At 64.7% G+C, this 16,139-nt stretch carries 16 protein-coding genes and 1 tRNA gene; 6 read left to right on the forward strand and 11 right to left on the reverse strand.

Annotated features, from left to right (window positions below; translation table 11 throughout):
- Positions 1–262: 262 nt before the first annotated feature.
- Positions 263–742, forward strand: coding sequence for an Lrp/AsnC family transcriptional regulator (locus HL666_RS29555; RefSeq protein ID WP_172185046.1), 480 nt, complete (start codon positions 263–265; stop codon positions 740–742).
- A 129-nt stretch (positions 743–871) separates the two neighbouring features.
- On the opposite strand, the gene HL666_RS29560 is transcribed toward HL666_RS29555, so the two are convergent.
- The 5 genes from HL666_RS29560 to HL666_RS29580 form a co-directional block, all read right to left on the reverse strand.
- Positions 872–1,276: a DoxX family protein gene (locus HL666_RS29560; RefSeq protein ID WP_172109903.1), complete on the reverse strand. Its 405-nt coding sequence runs from the start codon at positions 1,274–1,276 to the stop codon at positions 872–874.
- 246 nt (positions 1,277–1,522) lie between these two features.
- A complete protein-coding gene (greA, locus tag HL666_RS29565; RefSeq protein ID WP_172109902.1) occupies positions 1,523–1,999 on the reverse strand; it encodes a transcription elongation factor GreA in 477 nt (158 codons plus the stop codon).
- 211 nt (positions 2,000–2,210) lie between these two features.
- On the reverse strand, positions 2,211–5,675 hold the full coding sequence (gene carB / locus HL666_RS29570) for a carbamoyl-phosphate synthase large subunit (protein ID WP_172109901.1): 3,465 nt from the start codon (positions 5,673–5,675) through the stop codon (positions 2,211–2,213).
- 248 nt (positions 5,676–5,923) lie between these two features.
- Positions 5,924–6,000, reverse strand: a tRNA-OTHER gene (locus tag HL666_RS29575).
- Positions 6,001–6,095: 95 nt separating this feature from the next.
- Positions 6,096–6,800, reverse strand: a complete 705-nt coding sequence (locus tag HL666_RS29580) for a class I SAM-dependent methyltransferase (RefSeq protein WP_172185048.1) — start codon at positions 6,798–6,800, stop codon at positions 6,096–6,098.
- 111 nt (positions 6,801–6,911) lie between these two features.
- Here HL666_RS29580 and HL666_RS29585 point away from each other — a divergent pair, with 111 nt between their 5' ends.
- On the forward strand, positions 6,912–7,439 hold the full coding sequence (locus tag HL666_RS29585) for a Dps family protein (RefSeq protein WP_172109899.1): 528 nt from the start codon (positions 6,912–6,914) through the stop codon (positions 7,437–7,439).
- 104 nt (positions 7,440–7,543) lie between these two features.
- On the opposite strand, the gene HL666_RS29590 is transcribed toward HL666_RS29585, so the two are convergent.
- The 4 genes from HL666_RS29590 to HL666_RS29605 form a co-directional block, all read right to left on the reverse strand.
- A complete protein-coding gene (locus tag HL666_RS29590; RefSeq protein WP_172185050.1) occupies positions 7,544–8,338 on the reverse strand; it encodes a sulfite exporter TauE/SafE family protein in 795 nt (264 codons plus the stop codon).
- Between the two features lie 91 nt (positions 8,339–8,429).
- On the reverse strand, positions 8,430–9,323 hold the full coding sequence (locus HL666_RS29595) for an MBL fold metallo-hydrolase (protein WP_172185052.1): 894 nt from the start codon (positions 9,321–9,323) through the stop codon (positions 8,430–8,432).
- Between the two features lie 29 nt (positions 9,324–9,352).
- Positions 9,353–9,805, reverse strand: coding sequence for a DUF6691 family protein (locus tag HL666_RS29600; RefSeq protein WP_172185054.1), 453 nt, complete (start codon positions 9,803–9,805; stop codon positions 9,353–9,355).
- Positions 9,806–9,812: 7 nt separating this feature from the next.
- The gene (locus HL666_RS29605) at positions 9,813–10,235 is read right to left on the reverse strand and encodes a YeeE/YedE family protein (protein WP_172185056.1); all 423 of its coding nucleotides are present in this window, start codon (positions 10,233–10,235) and stop codon (positions 9,813–9,815) included.
- An 87-nt stretch (positions 10,236–10,322) separates the two neighbouring features.
- Here HL666_RS29605 and HL666_RS29610 point away from each other — a divergent pair, with 87 nt between their 5' ends.
- The 3 genes from HL666_RS29610 to HL666_RS29620 all read left to right on the forward strand — a co-directional run bounded on the left by HL666_RS29610 (position 10,323) and on the right by HL666_RS29620 (position 13,619).
- Entirely contained in the window at positions 10,323–10,649 is a 327-nt protein-coding gene (locus HL666_RS29610; protein WP_172109894.1) for an ArsR/SmtB family transcription factor, read from the forward strand.
- A gap of 167 nt (positions 10,650–10,816) precedes the next feature.
- A complete protein-coding gene (locus HL666_RS29615) occupies positions 10,817–11,986 on the forward strand; it encodes an ROK family transcriptional regulator (protein WP_172185058.1) in 1,170 nt (389 codons plus the stop codon).
- 46 nt (positions 11,987–12,032) lie between these two features.
- Positions 12,033–13,619 carry an ABC transporter substrate-binding protein gene (locus tag HL666_RS29620; protein WP_172133899.1) on the forward strand — a complete coding sequence of 529 codons (1,587 nt, stop codon included), beginning with the start codon at positions 12,033–12,035 and terminating at the stop codon, positions 13,617–13,619.
- Between the two features lie 12 nt (positions 13,620–13,631).
- Here HL666_RS29620 and HL666_RS29625 read toward each other — a convergent pair whose 3' ends face one another.
- Together HL666_RS29625 and carA are read right to left on the reverse strand one after the other, a co-directional pair.
- Positions 13,632–14,126 (reverse strand): PaaI family thioesterase, encoded by a 495-nt coding sequence (locus HL666_RS29625; RefSeq protein ID WP_172109892.1) that lies wholly within the window; start codon positions 14,124–14,126, stop codon positions 13,632–13,634.
- Between the two features lie 148 nt (positions 14,127–14,274).
- Positions 14,275–15,471, reverse strand: coding sequence for a glutamine-hydrolyzing carbamoyl-phosphate synthase small subunit (gene carA / locus HL666_RS29630; RefSeq protein ID WP_172109891.1), 1,197 nt, complete (start codon positions 15,469–15,471; stop codon positions 14,275–14,277).
- Positions 15,472–15,663: 192 nt separating this feature from the next.
- On the opposite strand from carA, the gene HL666_RS29635 reads away from it, so the two are divergent.
- Positions 15,664–16,119, forward strand: a complete 456-nt coding sequence (locus HL666_RS29635) for a GatB/YqeY domain-containing protein (protein WP_172109890.1) — start codon at positions 15,664–15,666, stop codon at positions 16,117–16,119.
- Positions 16,120–16,139 lie beyond the last annotated feature (20 nt).

The following is a 16,139-nucleotide window of genomic DNA, read 5'->3' on the forward strand; positions in this document are numbered from 1 at the left end:
GGAGGATTGACGACGCAGCGAGCGGAATGCGTGGACCAAACGCCCCGAAGCCCCATCGAAAATGTCAAATCCAAGTCTAAGCCATCTGGCAAGCTATGCAAGAATTGCAACGCATCTCGGCGAATTTTCCCTTCACGACCCGGTCAACAGGGGAAATCTAGAGTAATAAAATTGCGCAAATTGACCGGTGTGCGCTAAGAGAGTTGCCATCCGCCCGGGGGCCGTGCCTCCCGCAAGTTCCCGCCAGACCCCCGCTCCCCCTGTGTCCAAGAATCTTGACGAGATCGATCTCAAAATCCTGAGCGAGATCCAGGCCGATGGCCGGATCACCAATGTCGAATTGGCCAAGCGGGTCGGCATCTCGCCGCCGCCCTGCCTGCGGCGTGTTCGGACCCTGGAGGAGGAAGGCTACATCACCGGCTATCGCGGCCTGCTCGATCCGCGCAAGCTCGGCTTCGACGTCACCGTGTTTGCCGCGGTCCACCTGTCGAGCCAAGCGGATGCCGACCTGAAGGCGTTCGAGGAGTTCGTCCGCGCCGAGTCGTTGGTGCGGGAATGCTGGATGCTGTCGGGCGAGGTGGACTTCATCCTGAAATGCGTCGCGCCTGACATGGCGACCTTCCAGGAATTCGTCACGCATCTGACGGCGGCACCGCACGTGCGCAACGTGCGGACGTCGCTTGTGCTGCACAATTCGAAATACGAGGCGGCGGTGCCGCTCGAGGTCAAGGGACGGAGCTAGACGCCCGGTCATTCCGGGGCAGCCTCGGAAGGGGCCGAACCCGGAATCTCGATATGGCATTTGTAAGCTCGGGATTCCGGGTTTGACGCTGGCGCATCGCCCCGGAATGACAGCGGATCGAGCGAGCGCTCAGCCCTTCTTGCGCAGCAGCGCGTCCAGGCTGATCGGCCCGCCGCCGGCCGTCGCCAGATACAGGCACGAGAAGCAGAACGCGATCGCCGCGGTGCCGTTGTTCAGCAGCGGCAGCCAGACCGGTTCGCCGGTCTTGAACATGTGGCCGAGGAAATAGGCGAAGGCCATCTGGCCCGAGAGGATGAACGCGACGGGCCGCGTGAGCAGGCCGACCATCAGCAGCGCGCCGAGCACCAGCTCGATCATGCCGGCCGTGTAGATCAGCGGCGGAATGTTCGCAAAATACGGAATCACCGGAAACTTGAAGATCTTCGCCACGCCGTACTGAAACAGCAGCAGGCCGGTGATGAAGCGAAACAGGCTGAGCGCAGCCGGTTGCCATTTCGAGAGCATCTGCTCCATGTCTGATCATCCCCCAAATCAAAGAAATCATGGTCGGACGACGCCGCGCCAGTGCGGCGCGTCAGCCCTGAACTAACCCAATAACGGACCCCCGTCACCGGCGTGTGTCACCAGGCTCGATGAATTGACCGTGTGCTGCCAGAATCCCGAGGCCGGCCGTGGCGCACTGCAAAAACCGAAGGGCCGCATCCGGGATGCGGCCCTTTGCGTCGTTCAGGCTGAGTCGTTCACGCCGAACGTTCCGCTTCAGCGCCACTCGACCTTGGCGATCTCGTAAGACTTGGCGCCGCCGGGCGCCATGACCTCTACGGTGGTGCCCATCTTCTTGCCGATCAAGGCGCGCGCCAGCGGCGACGTGATCGAAATCCGGCCCTTCTTGGCATCGGCCTCGACCTCGCCGACGATCTGCCAGACCGTCTTCTTCTCGGTGTCCTCGTCGATCAGAGTCACCGTCGCGCCGAACTTGATCGTATCGCCCGAAAGCTTGGCGACATCGATGATGTCGGCGCGGGCGAGCTTGTCCTCGAGCTCGGCGATGCGGCCCTCATTGTGCGACTGCTCTTCCTTGGCGGCGTGGTATTCCGCGTTCTCCGACAGGTCGCCATGCGAGCGCGCCTCGGCGATGTGCTCGATGATGCGCGGGCGGTCCACCGACTGGCGCTGCTTCAGCTCGTTCTCGAGCGCGGCGTAGCCGCCCGCGGTCATAGGAACCTTTTCGACCATCTCTTCTCGTCCTTCAGTCGTGCGGATAAAGCGTGCGCACGATCAGCATCTTCAGAATAGGCCTTCGCGGCTCAAAGCAAAGCCGAAAAGCCGGGCCATGCCGACCCGTCAAAGGCCGGACCAACATCGAACAAGGCGGCGAGTTCCTGCCGAGAGGGCTTATTGCCGATTGTTGCCAACCGCTTAGCGGGCTCTCGCCCGCGTGACGCGATTAGTTTTCGGAAAAGTAACTCTGCAAGGTGCGGACCTCAAGGTCTCCCCCGAGATAGGCACGGATACCTTGCGCAGCCGCCACGGCACCCGAAAGAGTGGTGTAATACGGCACTTTATGCAAGAGGGCAGCGCGCCGCAGCGAGCGGCTGTCGGCCAGGGCCTGCGGACCTTCAGTGGTGTTGAAGACCAGCTGGATGTCGCCATTGGTGATGGCGTCCACGATGTGCGGCCTGCCTTCCAGCACCTTGTTGATCTTCTCGGCCGGGACGCCCTGATCGACCAGGAAGCGCTGAGTGCCGGAGGTCGCGACCACCTTGAAGCCGTGCTCGTGCAGCATCCGCACCACCTCGGTGATTCGGGCCTTGTCGCTCTCGCGCACCGAGACGAACACCGTACCCTTGCGCGGCACGCGTGTGCCGCCGCCGAGCTGGCTCTTGGCGAAGGCCACCGCGAACGAGCGGTCGATGCCCATCACCTCGCCGGTCGAGCGCATCTCCGGGCCGAGCACCGTGTCGACGCCGGGGAAGCGGGCGAACGGGAAGACCGACTCCTTGACACCGACGTGCTTGAGCGCGCGCTTGGTCAGGCCGAAATCAGCGAGCTTTTCGCCCGCCATGATTCGGGCCGCGATCTTGGCGACCGGTGTGCCGACCACCTTGGCGACGAACGGCACCGTGCGCGAGGCGCGCGGATTGACCTCCAGCACGTAGATGGCGCCGTCCTTGATCGCGTATTGCACGTTCATCAGGCCGACGACATCGAGCCCGAGCGCGAGATCGCGGGTCTGCCGCTCCAGCTCGGCAATGGTCGCCTCGTCGAGCGAATGCGGCGGCAGCGAGCAAGCCGAATCGCCCGAGTGGATGCCGGCTTCCTCGATGTGCTCCATGATGCCGACGATGAAGGTGTCCTTGCCGTCGGAGAGACAGTCGACGTCGATCTCGGTCGCGTCCGACAGATAGCGGTCGAACAGTAGCGGGTTCTTGCCGAGCACCGTGTTGATCTGGCCGGTCTTGTCGTTCGGATAGCGCGCCTTGACGTCGGCCGGCACCAGCTCGGGCAGGGTGCCGAGCAGGTAGTCGCTGAGCTGGTTGTCCTCGCGGATGATCTGCATCGCGCGGCCGCCCAGCACGTAGGACGGACGCACCACCAGCGGCAGGCCGAGATCGGCCGCCACCAAGCGCGCCTGCTCGACCGAATAGGCGATGCCGTTCTTCGGCTGCTTCAAATGCAGCTTGTCGAGGATGCGCTTGAAGCGGTCGCGGTCCTCGGCGAGGTCGATGGCTTCCGGCGAGGTGCCGAGAATCGGCACCTCCGCGGCTTCCAGCGCGCGCGCGAGCTTCAGCGGCGTCTGGCCGCCGAACTGCACGATGACGCCGTGGACGGTGCCGTTCTTGCGCTCGGTGGCGATGATCTCGAGCACGTCCTCCGCCGTGAGCGGCTCGAAATACAGCCGGTCGGCGGTGTCGTAGTCGGTCGACACCGTCTCCGGATTGCAGTTGACCATGATGGTCTCGTAGCCGGCATCGGCCAGCGCGAAACAGGCATGGCAGCAGCAATAGTCGAACTCGATGCCCTGGCCGATCCGGTTCGGACCGCCGCCGAGAATGATCACTTTCTTCTTGTCGGACGGGGCGCTCTCGTCGCCGAGTGCGCCGGCAAACGGCGTCTCATAGCTCGAATACATGTAGGCGGTGGGCGAGGCGAACTCCGCCGCGCAGGTGTCGATGCGCTTGAACGCCGGACGGACATCGAGCGCGTGCCGTTTGGCGGCGACCTCGGCTTCGGTGCTGTTGGCGAGCACCGCGAGCCGCGCGTCCGAGAAGCCCATCGCCTTCAGCGTGCGCATTCCGCTCGCATTCGGCGGCAGGCCGTGACGGCGGACCTTGTCCTCCATCTCGACGATGCCGCGCATCTGCGCCAGGAACCAGGGATCGATCTTGCAGGAGTTGAAGATGTCCTCGTCCGTCCAGCCGAGCCGCATCGCCTGCGCCACCTGCAGCAGGCGGTTCGGCGTCGGCGTGCCCAGGGCGGCGCGGATTGCGTTCTTGTCGTCGCCGCGGCCGAGACCTTCGATGTCGATCTCGTCCAGGCCGGTGAGACCCGTCTCCAGGCCGCGCAGCGCTTTCTGCAGGCTCTCCTGGAAGGTGCGGCCGATCGCCATGACCTCGCCGACCGACTTCATCGATGTCGTCAAGGTGGTCGAGGCGCCCGGGAATTTCTCGAAGGCGAAGCGCGGGATCTTGGTCACGACGTAGTCGATGGTCGGCTCGAACGAGGCCGGCGTCGCGCCGCCGGTGATGTCGTTGGCGATCTCGTCCAGCGTGTAGCCGACCGCGAGCTTGGCGGCGACCTTAGCGATCGGGAAGCCGGTTGCCTTCGACGCCAGCGCCGAGGAGCGCGACACGCGCGGATTCATCTCGATCACAACCATGCGGCCGTCGGCGGGGTTGACGCCGAACTGCACGTTGGAGCCGCCGGTCTCGACGCCGATCTCGCGCAGCACCGCCAGCGAGGCGTCGCGCATGATCTGATATTCCTTGTCGGTGAGCGTCAGCGCCGGCGCGACGGTGATGGAGTCGCCGGTGTGCACGCCCATCGGATCGAGGTTCTCGATCGAGCAGACGATGATGCAGTTGTCCTTCTTGTCGCGGACGACCTCCATCTCGTACTCCTTCCACCCGAGCACCGACTCTTCGATCAGCACTTCGTTGGTGGGCGAGGCGTCGAGACCGCGCTCGATGATGTCGAGATATTCTTCCTTGTTGTAGGCGATGCCGCCGCCGGTGCCGCCCATCGTGAAGGAGGGACGGATGATGGCGGGCAGGCCGATCTCGGACAGCGCCATCAGCGCCTGGCCGAGCGCGTGCTCCTGGTACCGCTTGCGGCGCTCGTTCTCGCCGAGCGTCCATTGCCGGTCGAGCTCGTCGCGCTCGGCGCCCGACAGCTTCTCGCGCTCGGCGTAGTACTTGTCGCGGTATTGCTTCTTCAGCGCGGAGGCGTTGGCGAGCCGCGACTTCGGCGTCTGCAGCCCGATCTTCTCCATGGCGTTGCGGAACAGCTGGCGGTCCTCGGCCTTGTCGATCGCGTCAGCCGTGGCGCCGATCATCTCGACGTCGAACTTCTCCAGCGTGCCCTGCCGGCGCAGCGACAGCGCGCAGTTCAGCGCGGTCTGCCCGCCCATGGTCGGCAGCAGCGCGAAGCCGCCGGGGATGACGTGACGTTCCTTCTCGATGATCTTGGCGACGATCTCGGGCGTGATCGGCTCGATGTAGGTCGCATCGGCCAATTCCGGATCGGTCATGATCGTGGCCGGATTGGAATTGACGAGGACGACGCGGTAGCCCTCCTCCTTGAGCGCCTTTACCGCCTGCGTGCCCGAATAGTCGAATTCGCAGGCCTGGCCGATCACGATCGGACCGGCGCCAATGATCAGGATGGTCGAGATGTCAGTGCGTTTCGGCATTCAAGCTCACGGGCAAGAAACGGCAGAGAATTGGGCACAAAAAAAGGGCGCGCGTGCCGCGCGTCCCCCACAGGCCCAGGGAAGGCCAAGGCGCGACCAGTGCTCGCGCGCGAGCGGTCTTTAGACCAGTTTCCTCTGAGCGAAAAGGGTTTTGGGCCGAAATCAACGGCCAAATTGGCGAGGGCAGGGCGCAAGGACAGCCGATCTTGGCTGGCTTGCCGAGCCGAAGCTGCGAAAGCCGCGAAGGCTGGAGGCCCGGCCTGGACTTGAACCAGGTTCAAGAGCGTTGCACCGCTCTTCGCGTCGTAGCTTCCGCCACCGGGCCGGGGGCGATCTTACCTCTCACGGCGGCGTGAGCCAGCCCGTGTTTCAGTTAACCCTAATCCAATTGCCGGATGTTCGGTTCCAGCGGGCGGGAGGTCAGGCGGTTCCCGTCGCCGGACGTGCCACGAAGGTCATCCGCCAGGGATTGTGGCCGATGTTCTTGGGCGCGCGGACGGCACTCAGCCCGGCCCTCTTCAGCCGCGCCAGAATATCGGCCTCGCTATAGCGCTGCAGGCCGACCTTGGTCCGCAGCTGCCGGTAATCGGACAGCGCGGTGGCGACCAGGCCGACCAGCGCATCCTTGAGGAAGCCGTCCCGCGCGGCAAACCTCAGCAATGCAAGCACGTCTCGGCCCATCCCGACATCCGGGCGCAGCACGTCGCCGAGCACGAATTGCCCCGACGGCTTCAGCAGCCGCCGGATCACCGCCAGGGCGGCATCGAAGTCGGCCTCGCTCATGTATTGCGCGACCGAGTTCATGACGATGAGGTCGATCGAGCCTTCCGGCATGTTGCGCAGCTCATCCAGCGAGCGCACGCGGATCTTGGTGTTAGGGGCGAAGCGGGCGATCAGCCGGCCACGCACGCCCGGCGCCGGCTCGGCCAGGATCAGCGTCATGCAGGCGTCCGCGACCTTGGCGGCCGACAAGGCCTCGCCGCAGGAATAATCGAGCACGACGGCATCAGCCGACGGAATATAGCTGACGATGTCGCGCGCGATCCCCTGGAAGTGCAGGTCGCGATGCAGCTTGCTCGCATAGATCGTGTGCGTGGAATCGTAATAATCGATCCAATCGTCCATGGCGGCGGGTTCCGGCAAACACAGTTCCTTGATGGGAACTTGAAGGGTCAGCGAGCGTTAACGGGTCCGATCACCCGTGTCCATTGCTGGTTCTAACAGGAAGGTTAAGCCGTGAGTAAAGCAAAGACAGACAAGACCGCCCCCGAGCTCGATACGCCGACCGATCTGTCGCCCGACGCCGTGAACAAGATTTCGACAGCTTTGAACACGCTGCTTGCCGACGCCTTCGCGCTGTATCTGAAGACCAAGAATTTCCATTGGCACGTCAGCGGCCGGCACTTTCACGACTATCACGAGATGCTCGACGAGCAGTCGGATGCGATCTTCGCCACCACGGACCAACTGGCCGAGCGGGTGCGCAAGCTCGGCGGCACCACGATCAAATCGATCAGCCAGATCAGCAAGCTGCAGACCATCAAGGACAACAACGAGGAGTATGTGCCACCGCGCGAGATGCTGCGGGAGTTGATGGAGGACAACAAGCACATCGCTGCCGCGATGCGGAAGGCGCATGAGGTGTGCGACGACAATGACGACCCGGCGACCGCGGGATTGCTGGAAAACTTCATCGACGAGACCGAGCGACGCACCTGGTTCTTGTTCGAAGCGAGCCGCCAGGAAGGCAGCAACGCGGCGTGAACTGACCGCAGGATGCGATCTGAGCGACGCGCTGCGACGACGTGGCGCGTCTCTTTTCGGTTTGGCCCACGTGTTCGCCTGGGCGTCGTCGATTGGGTGCGGTGCTAGCCGGCCCCGCTCATCGCGAGCAGGCTGCGGTAGATCATGTAGGCAGCCACCGCAAAGACCATCGTGGCGAAAACCTTGTTCAAGGTGCCGCGCGTTCCTGAGAGGCGAGCTGCGAGCCTCGCGCCGGCAAGGCCGCCGGCGATGCCGGCGACCAGAAAGATCGCTGCCAGGGCCCAGTCGACCAGTCCCGACAACGCGTAATTGGTGGCCGTCGTCAGGCCGAAGGCGGTGACGGACACGAGCGACGAGCCGATCGCATAGAGGATCGGCATGCCCGTCGCGAACATCAGGGCCGGCACGATCAGGAAGCCGCCGCCGATCCCGAAGAAGCCGGACAACGTTCCCGTGCCGAAGCCGAATGCCAGCAGCGGCCACAAATTGTCCCGTGAGAGCTTGACGTCCAGATGGCCCTCGCCGCCGCGTTTGCGCAGCATCAGGAGCCCGATGACGATCATCACCAGGGCGAACAGCAGCAGCAGCTTCTGACCGTCGATCGTTTTACCCAGGGTCGACCCTGCGAAGGCGCCGACCACACCGGTGGCCGCGAACACCAGCGCGCACGGCCATTTGACGTTGCCGGAACGGGCATGATTGGCGAGGTTGGCGGCCGCGTTGATCGCCACTGCGACCGCGCTGGTGCCGATTGCGACATGCGGATTGGCGACGCCGACCAGATAGACCATCAGCGGGACGGCAAGGACGGATCCGCCGCCCCCGATGAGGCCGAGCGTGAACCCGACCAGCGAGCCGGATAGCGAGCCGAGCGCAAGCTCGGCACCGGAAAAGGTCATGGAAGGAATGCTCCGCCGGAACGTGTCCGGCGCTCGATGGAGGGGGCTGCGGGCCCGGTGGGGGGCCCCGTGCGAAGATCGGTGCGCGTCGTCAAAGCGCGTTGAGCGGAACCTTCAGGAAGCGGCGTCCGCTCTCGTCGGCGCTCGGCAATTGCCCCGCCTTCATGTTCACCTGCAGCGAGGGAATGATCAGCTTGGGCATGTCCAGTGTGCGGTCGCGCGCCTCCCGCGCCGCGACGAACTCATCCTCGGTGATGCCATCGCGCGCATGGATGTTGTGCGCGCGCTGTTCGGCGACGGTCGTTTCCCAGCGGATGTCGCGGCCGTTCGGGCCATAATCGTGGCACATGAACAGCCGTGTCGCTGCGGGCAGCTCCAGCACCCGGCGGATCGAGCGATACAGCGTGCGCGCATCGCCGCCAGGGAAATCGGCGCGCGCCGAGCCGCCGTCCGGCATGAACAGGGTGTCGCCGACGAACGCGGCGTCGCCGATCACATGGGTCATGCAGGCCGGCGTGTGTCCCGGCGTATGCATGGCGAACGCGGTCATTCCGCCGATCTGGTAGGTGTCGCCATCCTGGAACAGCCGGTCGAACTGGCTGCCGTCGCGCTGGAATTCGGTGCCCTCGTTGAAGATCTTGCCGAAGGTCTCCTGCACGACCCTGATGTTGTCGCCGATGCCGATCTTGCCGCCCAGCTTTGACTGGATGTACGGCGCCGCCGACAGATGATCAGCATGAACATGCGTCTCGATCAGCCATTCCAGATGCCATCCGCGCTCTTGGATCAGGCCGATGATCCTGTCCGCCGACAGCGGCGCGATGTGGCCGGACGCATAGTCGATGTCCATGACGGAATCGATCACGGCGCAGGCGGACGAGTTCGGATCCTTCACCACATAGCTGACGGTGTTGGTGGCCGGATCGAAGAACGGCGTGATGTCGGGCTTCACCGACAGATCGACCGGATGCGGAATGCTGGACATTTGAACCTCCGTCGAAGACCGTTTCTTGTTCATTCTGAAGCAGCAGTGGAGAGCGATGGCTGGCGGCTCGCGAAGAGGCGCGCCGCGGCCATCCCGATCAGCATGGCGACCACGAACAGCACGATCGCAGGCGAGCCGTAGCCGAGCGCCACGAAGGCGGGGCCCGGGCAGATGCCGGCGAGGCCCCAGCCGATGCCTAAGATGGCGGGGCCGATCGCGATCCGCCAGTCCAGGGTCTGCGAGGACGGCAGATGGAAGCGATCGTCGAGGAGAGGGCGCTGGCGCCTGAAGATGAGCCGGAAGCCGACGAAAGTCACCGCCACGGCGCCCGCCATGACGAAGATGAGACTCGGATCCCAGCCGCCGGAGCGGATCGCGGCAAGGTCGAGAAAGTCCAGCACCTTCTCGGGATTGGACATTCCCGACAGCAGCAGGCCGAGGCCAAAAACGAGTCCGACGACGAACTGGGTGAGAACGGTCATGTCAGCCTCACATCACGTGACGTGCAAGGAACGTGGTCGCGACCGCGGTCACCATGAACACCAGCGTGGCGACCATCGACCGCGGCGACAGGCTGGCCAATCCGCACACTCCGTGGCCGGAGGTACAACCGTTGCCCAGCACCGCGCCAAAACCGACCAGCAGCCCGGCCGCCACCAGATCGACCGTGCCGGCCTCGAGATTGAGGGGCGGCAGGCCGCCAGTCAGGAGGCGGACGATCAGGGCGGCTGCGATCAGGCCCAGAATGAAGGCAAAGCGGCCGGCGATCGCGCCGTTCCAGGGCGGCAGCAGGCGTGCGGCGATCCCGCTGACGCCGGCAATTCGGCCGGTCAGACCCATCATCATCACGGCGGAAGCCCCAATGAGAGCGCCACCCGCGAGCGCCGTTATGAATGTATACTCGTTGATCATCGTTCTCGGCATTCCTGGCAGTCGGCACATTGCAATTGGATTTCATGTGCATTATTGCTAATATACGAAAATAGAGAAGTAACAATCATGGCAACGCGTGTCGCTCGCAAGTCGGAGGCAGCCCTGGTGGCGGGCCTCGAAGACAAGGCCGAGGAGGCCGCGCGCCTGCTCACGGCCATGGCGAACCCGAAGCGGCTCATGGTGCTGTGCAACCTGATCGAAGGCGAACGCGCAGTCGGGGAGCTGGCCGAACAAGTGGGCTTGCGCCAGGCGGCGCTGTCACAACATCTCGCGATGATGCGCGCGCTCGACCTGGTCGCGACGCGGCGCGAGGGCCAGACGATCTATTACCGGCTGGCGAGCCACGAGGTCCGCGAGATCCTGCAGACGCTGTACCGCCTGTATTGCGCCTGATCGGCGCGCCAGCCGTGCGTCCCAGCCCGCGCACTCTGGTTGGAGGCAGATGGTCGCCGAGAGGCCCGTCATCCGGTCCGCCGGGTCGTCTGGATGTCGTGCCGATTGACAGCGTCATGCCCGCTGAATAGCATTCTTACAATAAGTAAGAATGATGGGGAAGCGGGGTGCGGCTCATCCGCAGTCGGCGTGATACGCGATCTGCAGTCCTTGGTTACCTCTGGTGCTCCGGTGGCTCGTTCCGGCCGGATCTGGCGCAGGGGGTCGCGCTCACCGAAGCCAGCATCTCGCGCATCATCGGCGATCTGAAGGCGGAAGGCGTCATTGAGGAGACGCGGCGCACGGCGCCCTACCGCGGCGGCCCGAGCCAGTTCGTCACATTGAGCAATCAGATTCGCGTCGCAGCGATCGAGATCTCCAACAATAGTCTGTACTCCGCCGTCGGCACGCTGGCCGGCGAAACGCTGTACTCTGAGCGATACGATCTTCCCGACGGCCTCGGTGCCGCCGATGTTGCGGCGACGATGACCCGGGCCGTCTGCGATCTCGCCGGCTGGGCCAAGCAGCGCGGCATCGCCCTGGAGCAACTCGCCGTCTCGATCCCGGGCTATGATCCCGATCTGCGCACCAGTCCCATCGTTGCAGTGAACGTCGCGCGGCTCGACGACCTCCTGCAGCGCGAGCTTCCGGAGACGCCGGCACGGTTGACCAATTCGATGGTCGCGCGTGCCGTCGGGCATCGGCTGGAGATGGGAACGGGCGTTCTCGGCGGCTCGTATTTCTTCGTGTTCGTCGGCCATGGCGTCGGCGCGGCCATCGTCGACGAACTGGCCGAGAGCGGCGATGTCGAAACCTGCGAAATCGGCCATGTCGTGATCGATCCCGGCGGGGCTGTCTGCCGATGCGGGCACGCCGGCTGTCTCGAAACCTATGTGTCTACCGTCGCGCTGGCGAACATTCTCGCGGTGCAGGAAAGCGAACTGATCAACCGCGGCGACCGTTGGCCTCACGACTACCGCATCTCCGCGCCGGCGCGGGCCGAGATCAGGGCCCGCCTGGGACGGCTGGGCCTCGCGATCGGCAACGCGCTCAATCTCAATCGGCAGCGGAACGTCGTCATCGCCGGATGGCCGGGGTCTCTGCCGGCGGAGGATCGCGCCAACGTCCTGGAAGCCATCGGCCAGTCACGCCTGGGCGGCCTGCAAGGGATCGCGCTCACCTTCTCCCCTGCGAGCCTGGGGCGCGAGCCGGTCTCCGGACTGGCGCTGGCCGCCTTCTCCTTCATCCGGCGCAGCGGCGAGCGTCGCGCGCAGGGTCGGCACTTGATCACAAGCTAACACACGTCGGCAGCGCAAGTCCGACGATCACGGGAGGGAATGAATGATGAAACGACATCGAGCTCTGCTGCGCCAGGTTCTGGCAGGCGCCGTTCTCTGCCTGGCCGCCACGTTGCCGGCGACCTCCGCCCGTGCCGATACCGTCCTGAAGGTCAAGCCCTCGGGCGACCTCAAGGTGCTCGACCCGACCATTGCCGCAGATTCGATCGCGCGCAATTTCGGCTATATGATCTACGACACGCTGTTCACCGTCGACGACAAGCTTCAGGTCAAGCCGCAGATGGTCGACAGCTGGACCACGTCCGCCGACCGCAAGATTTGGACCTTCAAGCTGCGCGACGGTCTGAAGTTCGGCGACGGTGCGAGCGTGACGTCGGAGGACGTCGTCGCCTCGCTCAAGCGCTGGAGCCAGGCCGATGCGATGGGGCAGATGCTGAATGCCCATGGCGCGTCATGGGAGGTCGTCGACACCAAGACCTTCACGCTGACCTTGAAGGAGCCATGGGGCTTCGTGCTCGACGCGCTGGCGAAGCCGGGCGCGCCCGTGCCCTTCATCGTTCCGGCCAAGGTCATCGCCAGCACCGCGGTGGGCCAGCCGCTCGCGGACCAGACCGGATCGGGCCCCTTCATCTTCAAGAAGGATGAGTGGGTGCCGGGCTCGAAGCTGGTGTTCGTCAAGAACCCGCATTACGTGCCGCGCACCGAGCCGGCGGCGGGGCTTGCCGGCGGCAAAGTCGTGAAGTTCGACCGCGTCGAATGGCTGATCATTCCGGACCAGCAGACCGCGCTCGATGCGTTGAAGAAGGGCGAGCTCGATATCGCCGAGGACATTCCGACGGACCTCGTTCCGGTGGCGAAGGCCGGCAAGAACGTGGTCGTCTCCAACCAGGACGAGATCGGCGTGGCGCAGCAGATCCGGCTGAACTCGATCCAGCCGCCATTCGACAATCCCGCCATCCGCCGCGCTGCGCTGCTGGCCGTCAATCCGCAGGACTACATCGAGGCCTGGGGCGGCGGCAAGGGCGGGCTGATCAAGGCCTGCAAGTCGTTCTACATCTGCGCCTCGCCCTACTACACCGAGGCCGGCTTCCCATCCTTCGATCTGGAGAAGGCGAAGACGCTGCTGCGCGAGAGCGGCTATGACGGCACGCCCGTCGTGATCCTCGACGCGTCCGAAAATGCGCAGATCCATCCCGCGAGCCTCGTCGCCGAGCAGCAGCTCAAGGCGGCTGGTTTCAAGGTCGATGTCCAGGCGATGGACTGGGCAACGGTGGTGAGCCGCCGCACCAAGAAGGAGCCGGTCGGGCAGGGCGGCTGGTCGATCTTCATCTCCGGTCCCGGCGGCCTCGACATGATGCTGCCGATCAGCCATCTCGGCCTGCGCTCGAACTGCGACAAGGCCTGGTTCGGCTGGCCGTGCGATGCCGAGATCGAGAAGCTGCGCGGCGCCTTCGGCGACTCCGCCGACATGGCCGAGCGCAAGGCGCTGGCCGGGCAGATCCAGCAGCGCGCCGTGCAGACCGTGCCGTACATTCCGATCGCGGTGGCCTATCAGTTCCGCGCAGCGCGCTCGGACCTCATCGGCATCCTCAATCCGCCGGCGCCGGTGTACTGGAACGTGTCGCGGAAGTGAGGCGGCGGCGGGCTAGCCCTTCGGCAGCTCGAACACCAGGCAGGTGGTGGTGGCGTGCGCGAGCAGCCGTCCCTGCGTGTCGACGATGCGCGCTTCGGCAGTGGCGGCGCGGCGGCCGAACGACAGCGTGGTGCCTTCGGTTCGCACCACGCCCGTCGCTTCGGTCATCGCCTTGACGAACGAGATCTTGAATTCGAGCGTGGTGTAGCCGCTGCCCTGCGGGCACTGCGTCTGGACGGCGAGTCCCATCGCCGAATCCAGCAGGATCGCGGCATAGCCGCCGTGCACCGAGCCGATCGGATTGTAGTGCCGCAAGCTGGGCACGCTGTGCATCACGACATGGCCCGGCTCCGCGGTGCAGTCGAACGGTTCGACGGTCTGCATGATCGGCGGCTGCGGCAGGCTCCCGGCAAAGATGCCGCGCACGAAATCGAGGCCCGGCATCGAGGCCAGCACCGACACCGGTACCACGCCGAATTCGATCCCAGGTACGACGGCTTTGCTCATGTCCCATTCTCCCGAATAAATGATGATCATCATACAAAGAAGGCAGCCGCGGCGCGAGCGCAAAACGATGCGGCGTCATCACGATGCTAGGGGCGAAAAAATGCCCGGGAGCGACCCGGGCATTCGATATTCATCAGTCAGCGCGGCGTCACGCCGCGCTGCGCTTCTTCTCGCGCATCAGCTCGGCGAAGCGCTGGAACAGATAGTGCGAGTCGCGCGGGCCGGGCGAGGCTTCCGGGTGGTACTGCACCGAGAACACCGGCTTGCCCTCCAGCGCGATGCCGCAGTTCGAGCCGTCGAACAGCGAGATGTGGGTCTGCGTCGCACCGGATGGCAACGTATCCTGATCGACCGCGAAACCGTGGTTCATCGAGGTGATCTCGACCTTGCCCGTGGTCTCGTCCTTGACAGGATGGTTGGCGCCGTGATGGCCCTGATGCATCTTCTTGGTCTTGGCGCCGACCGCGAGGCCGAGCATCTGGTGGCCGAGGCAGATGCCGAAGGTCGGCGTGCCCGAGGCGATCACCTGCTGGATGACGGGCACGGCATATTTGCCGGTCGCGGCGGGATCGCCGGGGCCGTTGGACAGGAACACGCCGTCCGGCTTCATCGCCATGATGTCCTCGGCCGAGGTCGTCGCCGGCACCACCGTCACCTTGCAGCCGACGCCGGCGAGCAGGCGCAGGATGTTGCGCTTGATGCCGTAGTCGATCGCGACGACGTTGAATTCCGGCTGGGTCTGCTGGCCGAAGCCCTCGTTCCAGACCCAGGGGGTCTCGTCCCAGGTGAAGCGCTGCGCCGAGGTGACCATCGGCACGAGGTCCATGCCCTCCAGCCCCGGCCACTCCCGCGCTTCCTTCTTCAGGGCGTCGAGATCGAACGTGCCGGACTTCGAATGCGCAATCACCGCATTCGGCATCCCCTTGGAGCGGATCAGCGCGGTCAAGGCGCGCGTGTCGATGCCCGACAGGCCGATGATGCCGCGAGCGCGCAGCCACTGGTCGAGATGGCGGGTGGCGCGGTAGTTCGAGGGGTCGGTGATCGCGGTGCGCAGGATCACGCCGCGCGCACCTGGCGTCGCCGCCATGTTCACCGTCTCGATATCCTCGTCGTTGGTGCCGACATTGCCGATATGCGGGAAGGTGAAGGTGATGAGCTGGCCGGCATATGAGGGATCGGTCAGGATCTCCTCATAGCCGGTCATCGCAGTGTTGAAGCAGACCTCGCCCACGGCGTGGCCTTCGGCGCCGAGGCCGTAGCCTTCCAGCACCGTTCCATCGGCGAGCACGAGGAGCGCGGTCGGTTTATGGTCCGGCCAGGCGGCGTCAGTATCGATGTGTGTCATGAGGCCCCTACATAGTGGGGCAAGCGCCCGGCGTCAAAGCGTGAAGCGGCCGATTCACACGCGATTTCGGTCAATTTGCGCGGAGAATGGCCCATTTTCAGCATCGGCGACCGGAACGGATGCGGAACCGAGTTGTCTCAGGGGGACGAACCGCCTAGACCAGCCGCCAACGGAATTCGAGAGGGCGAGATCATGCTGCGCGACGACATCAACAACGCGGTCAAGGAGGCGATGAAGGCCAAGGACGAGCGCAAGCTGTCCACCCTTCGCATGGTCAACTCGACGCTGAAGAACGCCGACATCGCCGCGCGAGGCGAGGGCAAGCCGCCGCTGACCGATGCCGACGTGCTCGCGGTGCTGCAGAAGATGATCAAGCAGCGCCAGGAATCGGTCGAGCTGTACGAGAAGGGCGGCCGTGCCGAGCTCGCCGCCGGCGAGCGCGAGGAGATCGCGGTCATCTCGGCCTACCTGCCGAAACAGATGAGCGAGGATGAGGTGAAGTCGGCCATCTCAGCCGCGGTGGCCGAGACCGGCGCCGCCGGCATGAAGGACATGGGCAAGGTGATCGCCGTGCTGAAGGCCAAGTACACGGGACAGATGGATTTCGCCAAGGCGAGCGCCCTGGTGAAGGCGGCGTTGACAGGCTGAGCCTGTTGCCGCCGATTTGA

This window comes from Bradyrhizobium aeschynomenes (genome assembly GCF_013178945.1).
Lineage (GTDB): Bacteria > Pseudomonadota > Alphaproteobacteria > Rhizobiales > Xanthobacteraceae > Bradyrhizobium > Bradyrhizobium aeschynomenes.

Coding starts and splice junctions, on each gene's coding strand:
- HL666_RS29560 (WP_172109903.1), bottom strand. CDS start 1,276: ATGGAGCAGATGCTCTCGAAATGGCAACCGGCTGCGCTCAGCCTGTTT.
- greA (WP_172109902.1), bottom strand. CDS start 1,999: ATGGTCGAAAAGGTTCCTATGACCGCGGGCGGCTACGCCGCGCTCGAG.
- carB (WP_172109901.1), bottom strand. CDS start 5,675: ATGCCGAAACGCACTGACATCTCGACCATCCTGATCATTGGCGCCGGT.
- HL666_RS29580 (WP_172185048.1), bottom strand. CDS start 6,800: ATGGACGATTGGATCGATTATTACGATTCCACGCACACGATCTATGCG.
- HL666_RS29590 (WP_172185050.1), bottom strand. CDS start 8,338: ATGACCTTTTCCGGTGCCGAGCTTGCGCTCGGCTCGCTATCCGGCTCG.
- HL666_RS29595 (WP_172185052.1), bottom strand. CDS start 9,323: ATGTCCAGCATTCCGCATCCGGTCGATCTGTCGGTGAAGCCCGACATC.
- HL666_RS29600 (WP_172185054.1), bottom strand. CDS start 9,805: ATGACCGTTCTCACCCAGTTCGTCGTCGGACTCGTTTTTGGCCTCGGC.
- HL666_RS29605 (WP_172185056.1), bottom strand. CDS start 10,235: ATGATCAACGAGTATACATTCATAACGGCGCTCGCGGGTGGCGCTCTC.
- HL666_RS29610 (WP_172109894.1), top strand. CDS start 10,323: ATGGCAACGCGTGTCGCTCGCAAGTCGGAGGCAGCCCTGGTGGCGGGC.
- HL666_RS29620 (WP_172133899.1), top strand. CDS start 12,033: ATGAAACGACATCGAGCTCTGCTGCGCCAGGTTCTGGCAGGCGCCGTT.
- HL666_RS29625 (WP_172109892.1), bottom strand. CDS start 14,126: ATGAGCAAAGCCGTCGTACCTGGGATCGAATTCGGCGTGGTACCGGTG.
- carA (WP_172109891.1), bottom strand. CDS start 15,471: ATGACACACATCGATACTGACGCCGCCTGGCCGGACCATAAACCGACC.
- HL666_RS29635 (WP_172109890.1), top strand. CDS start 15,664: ATGCTGCGCGACGACATCAACAACGCGGTCAAGGAGGCGATGAAGGCC.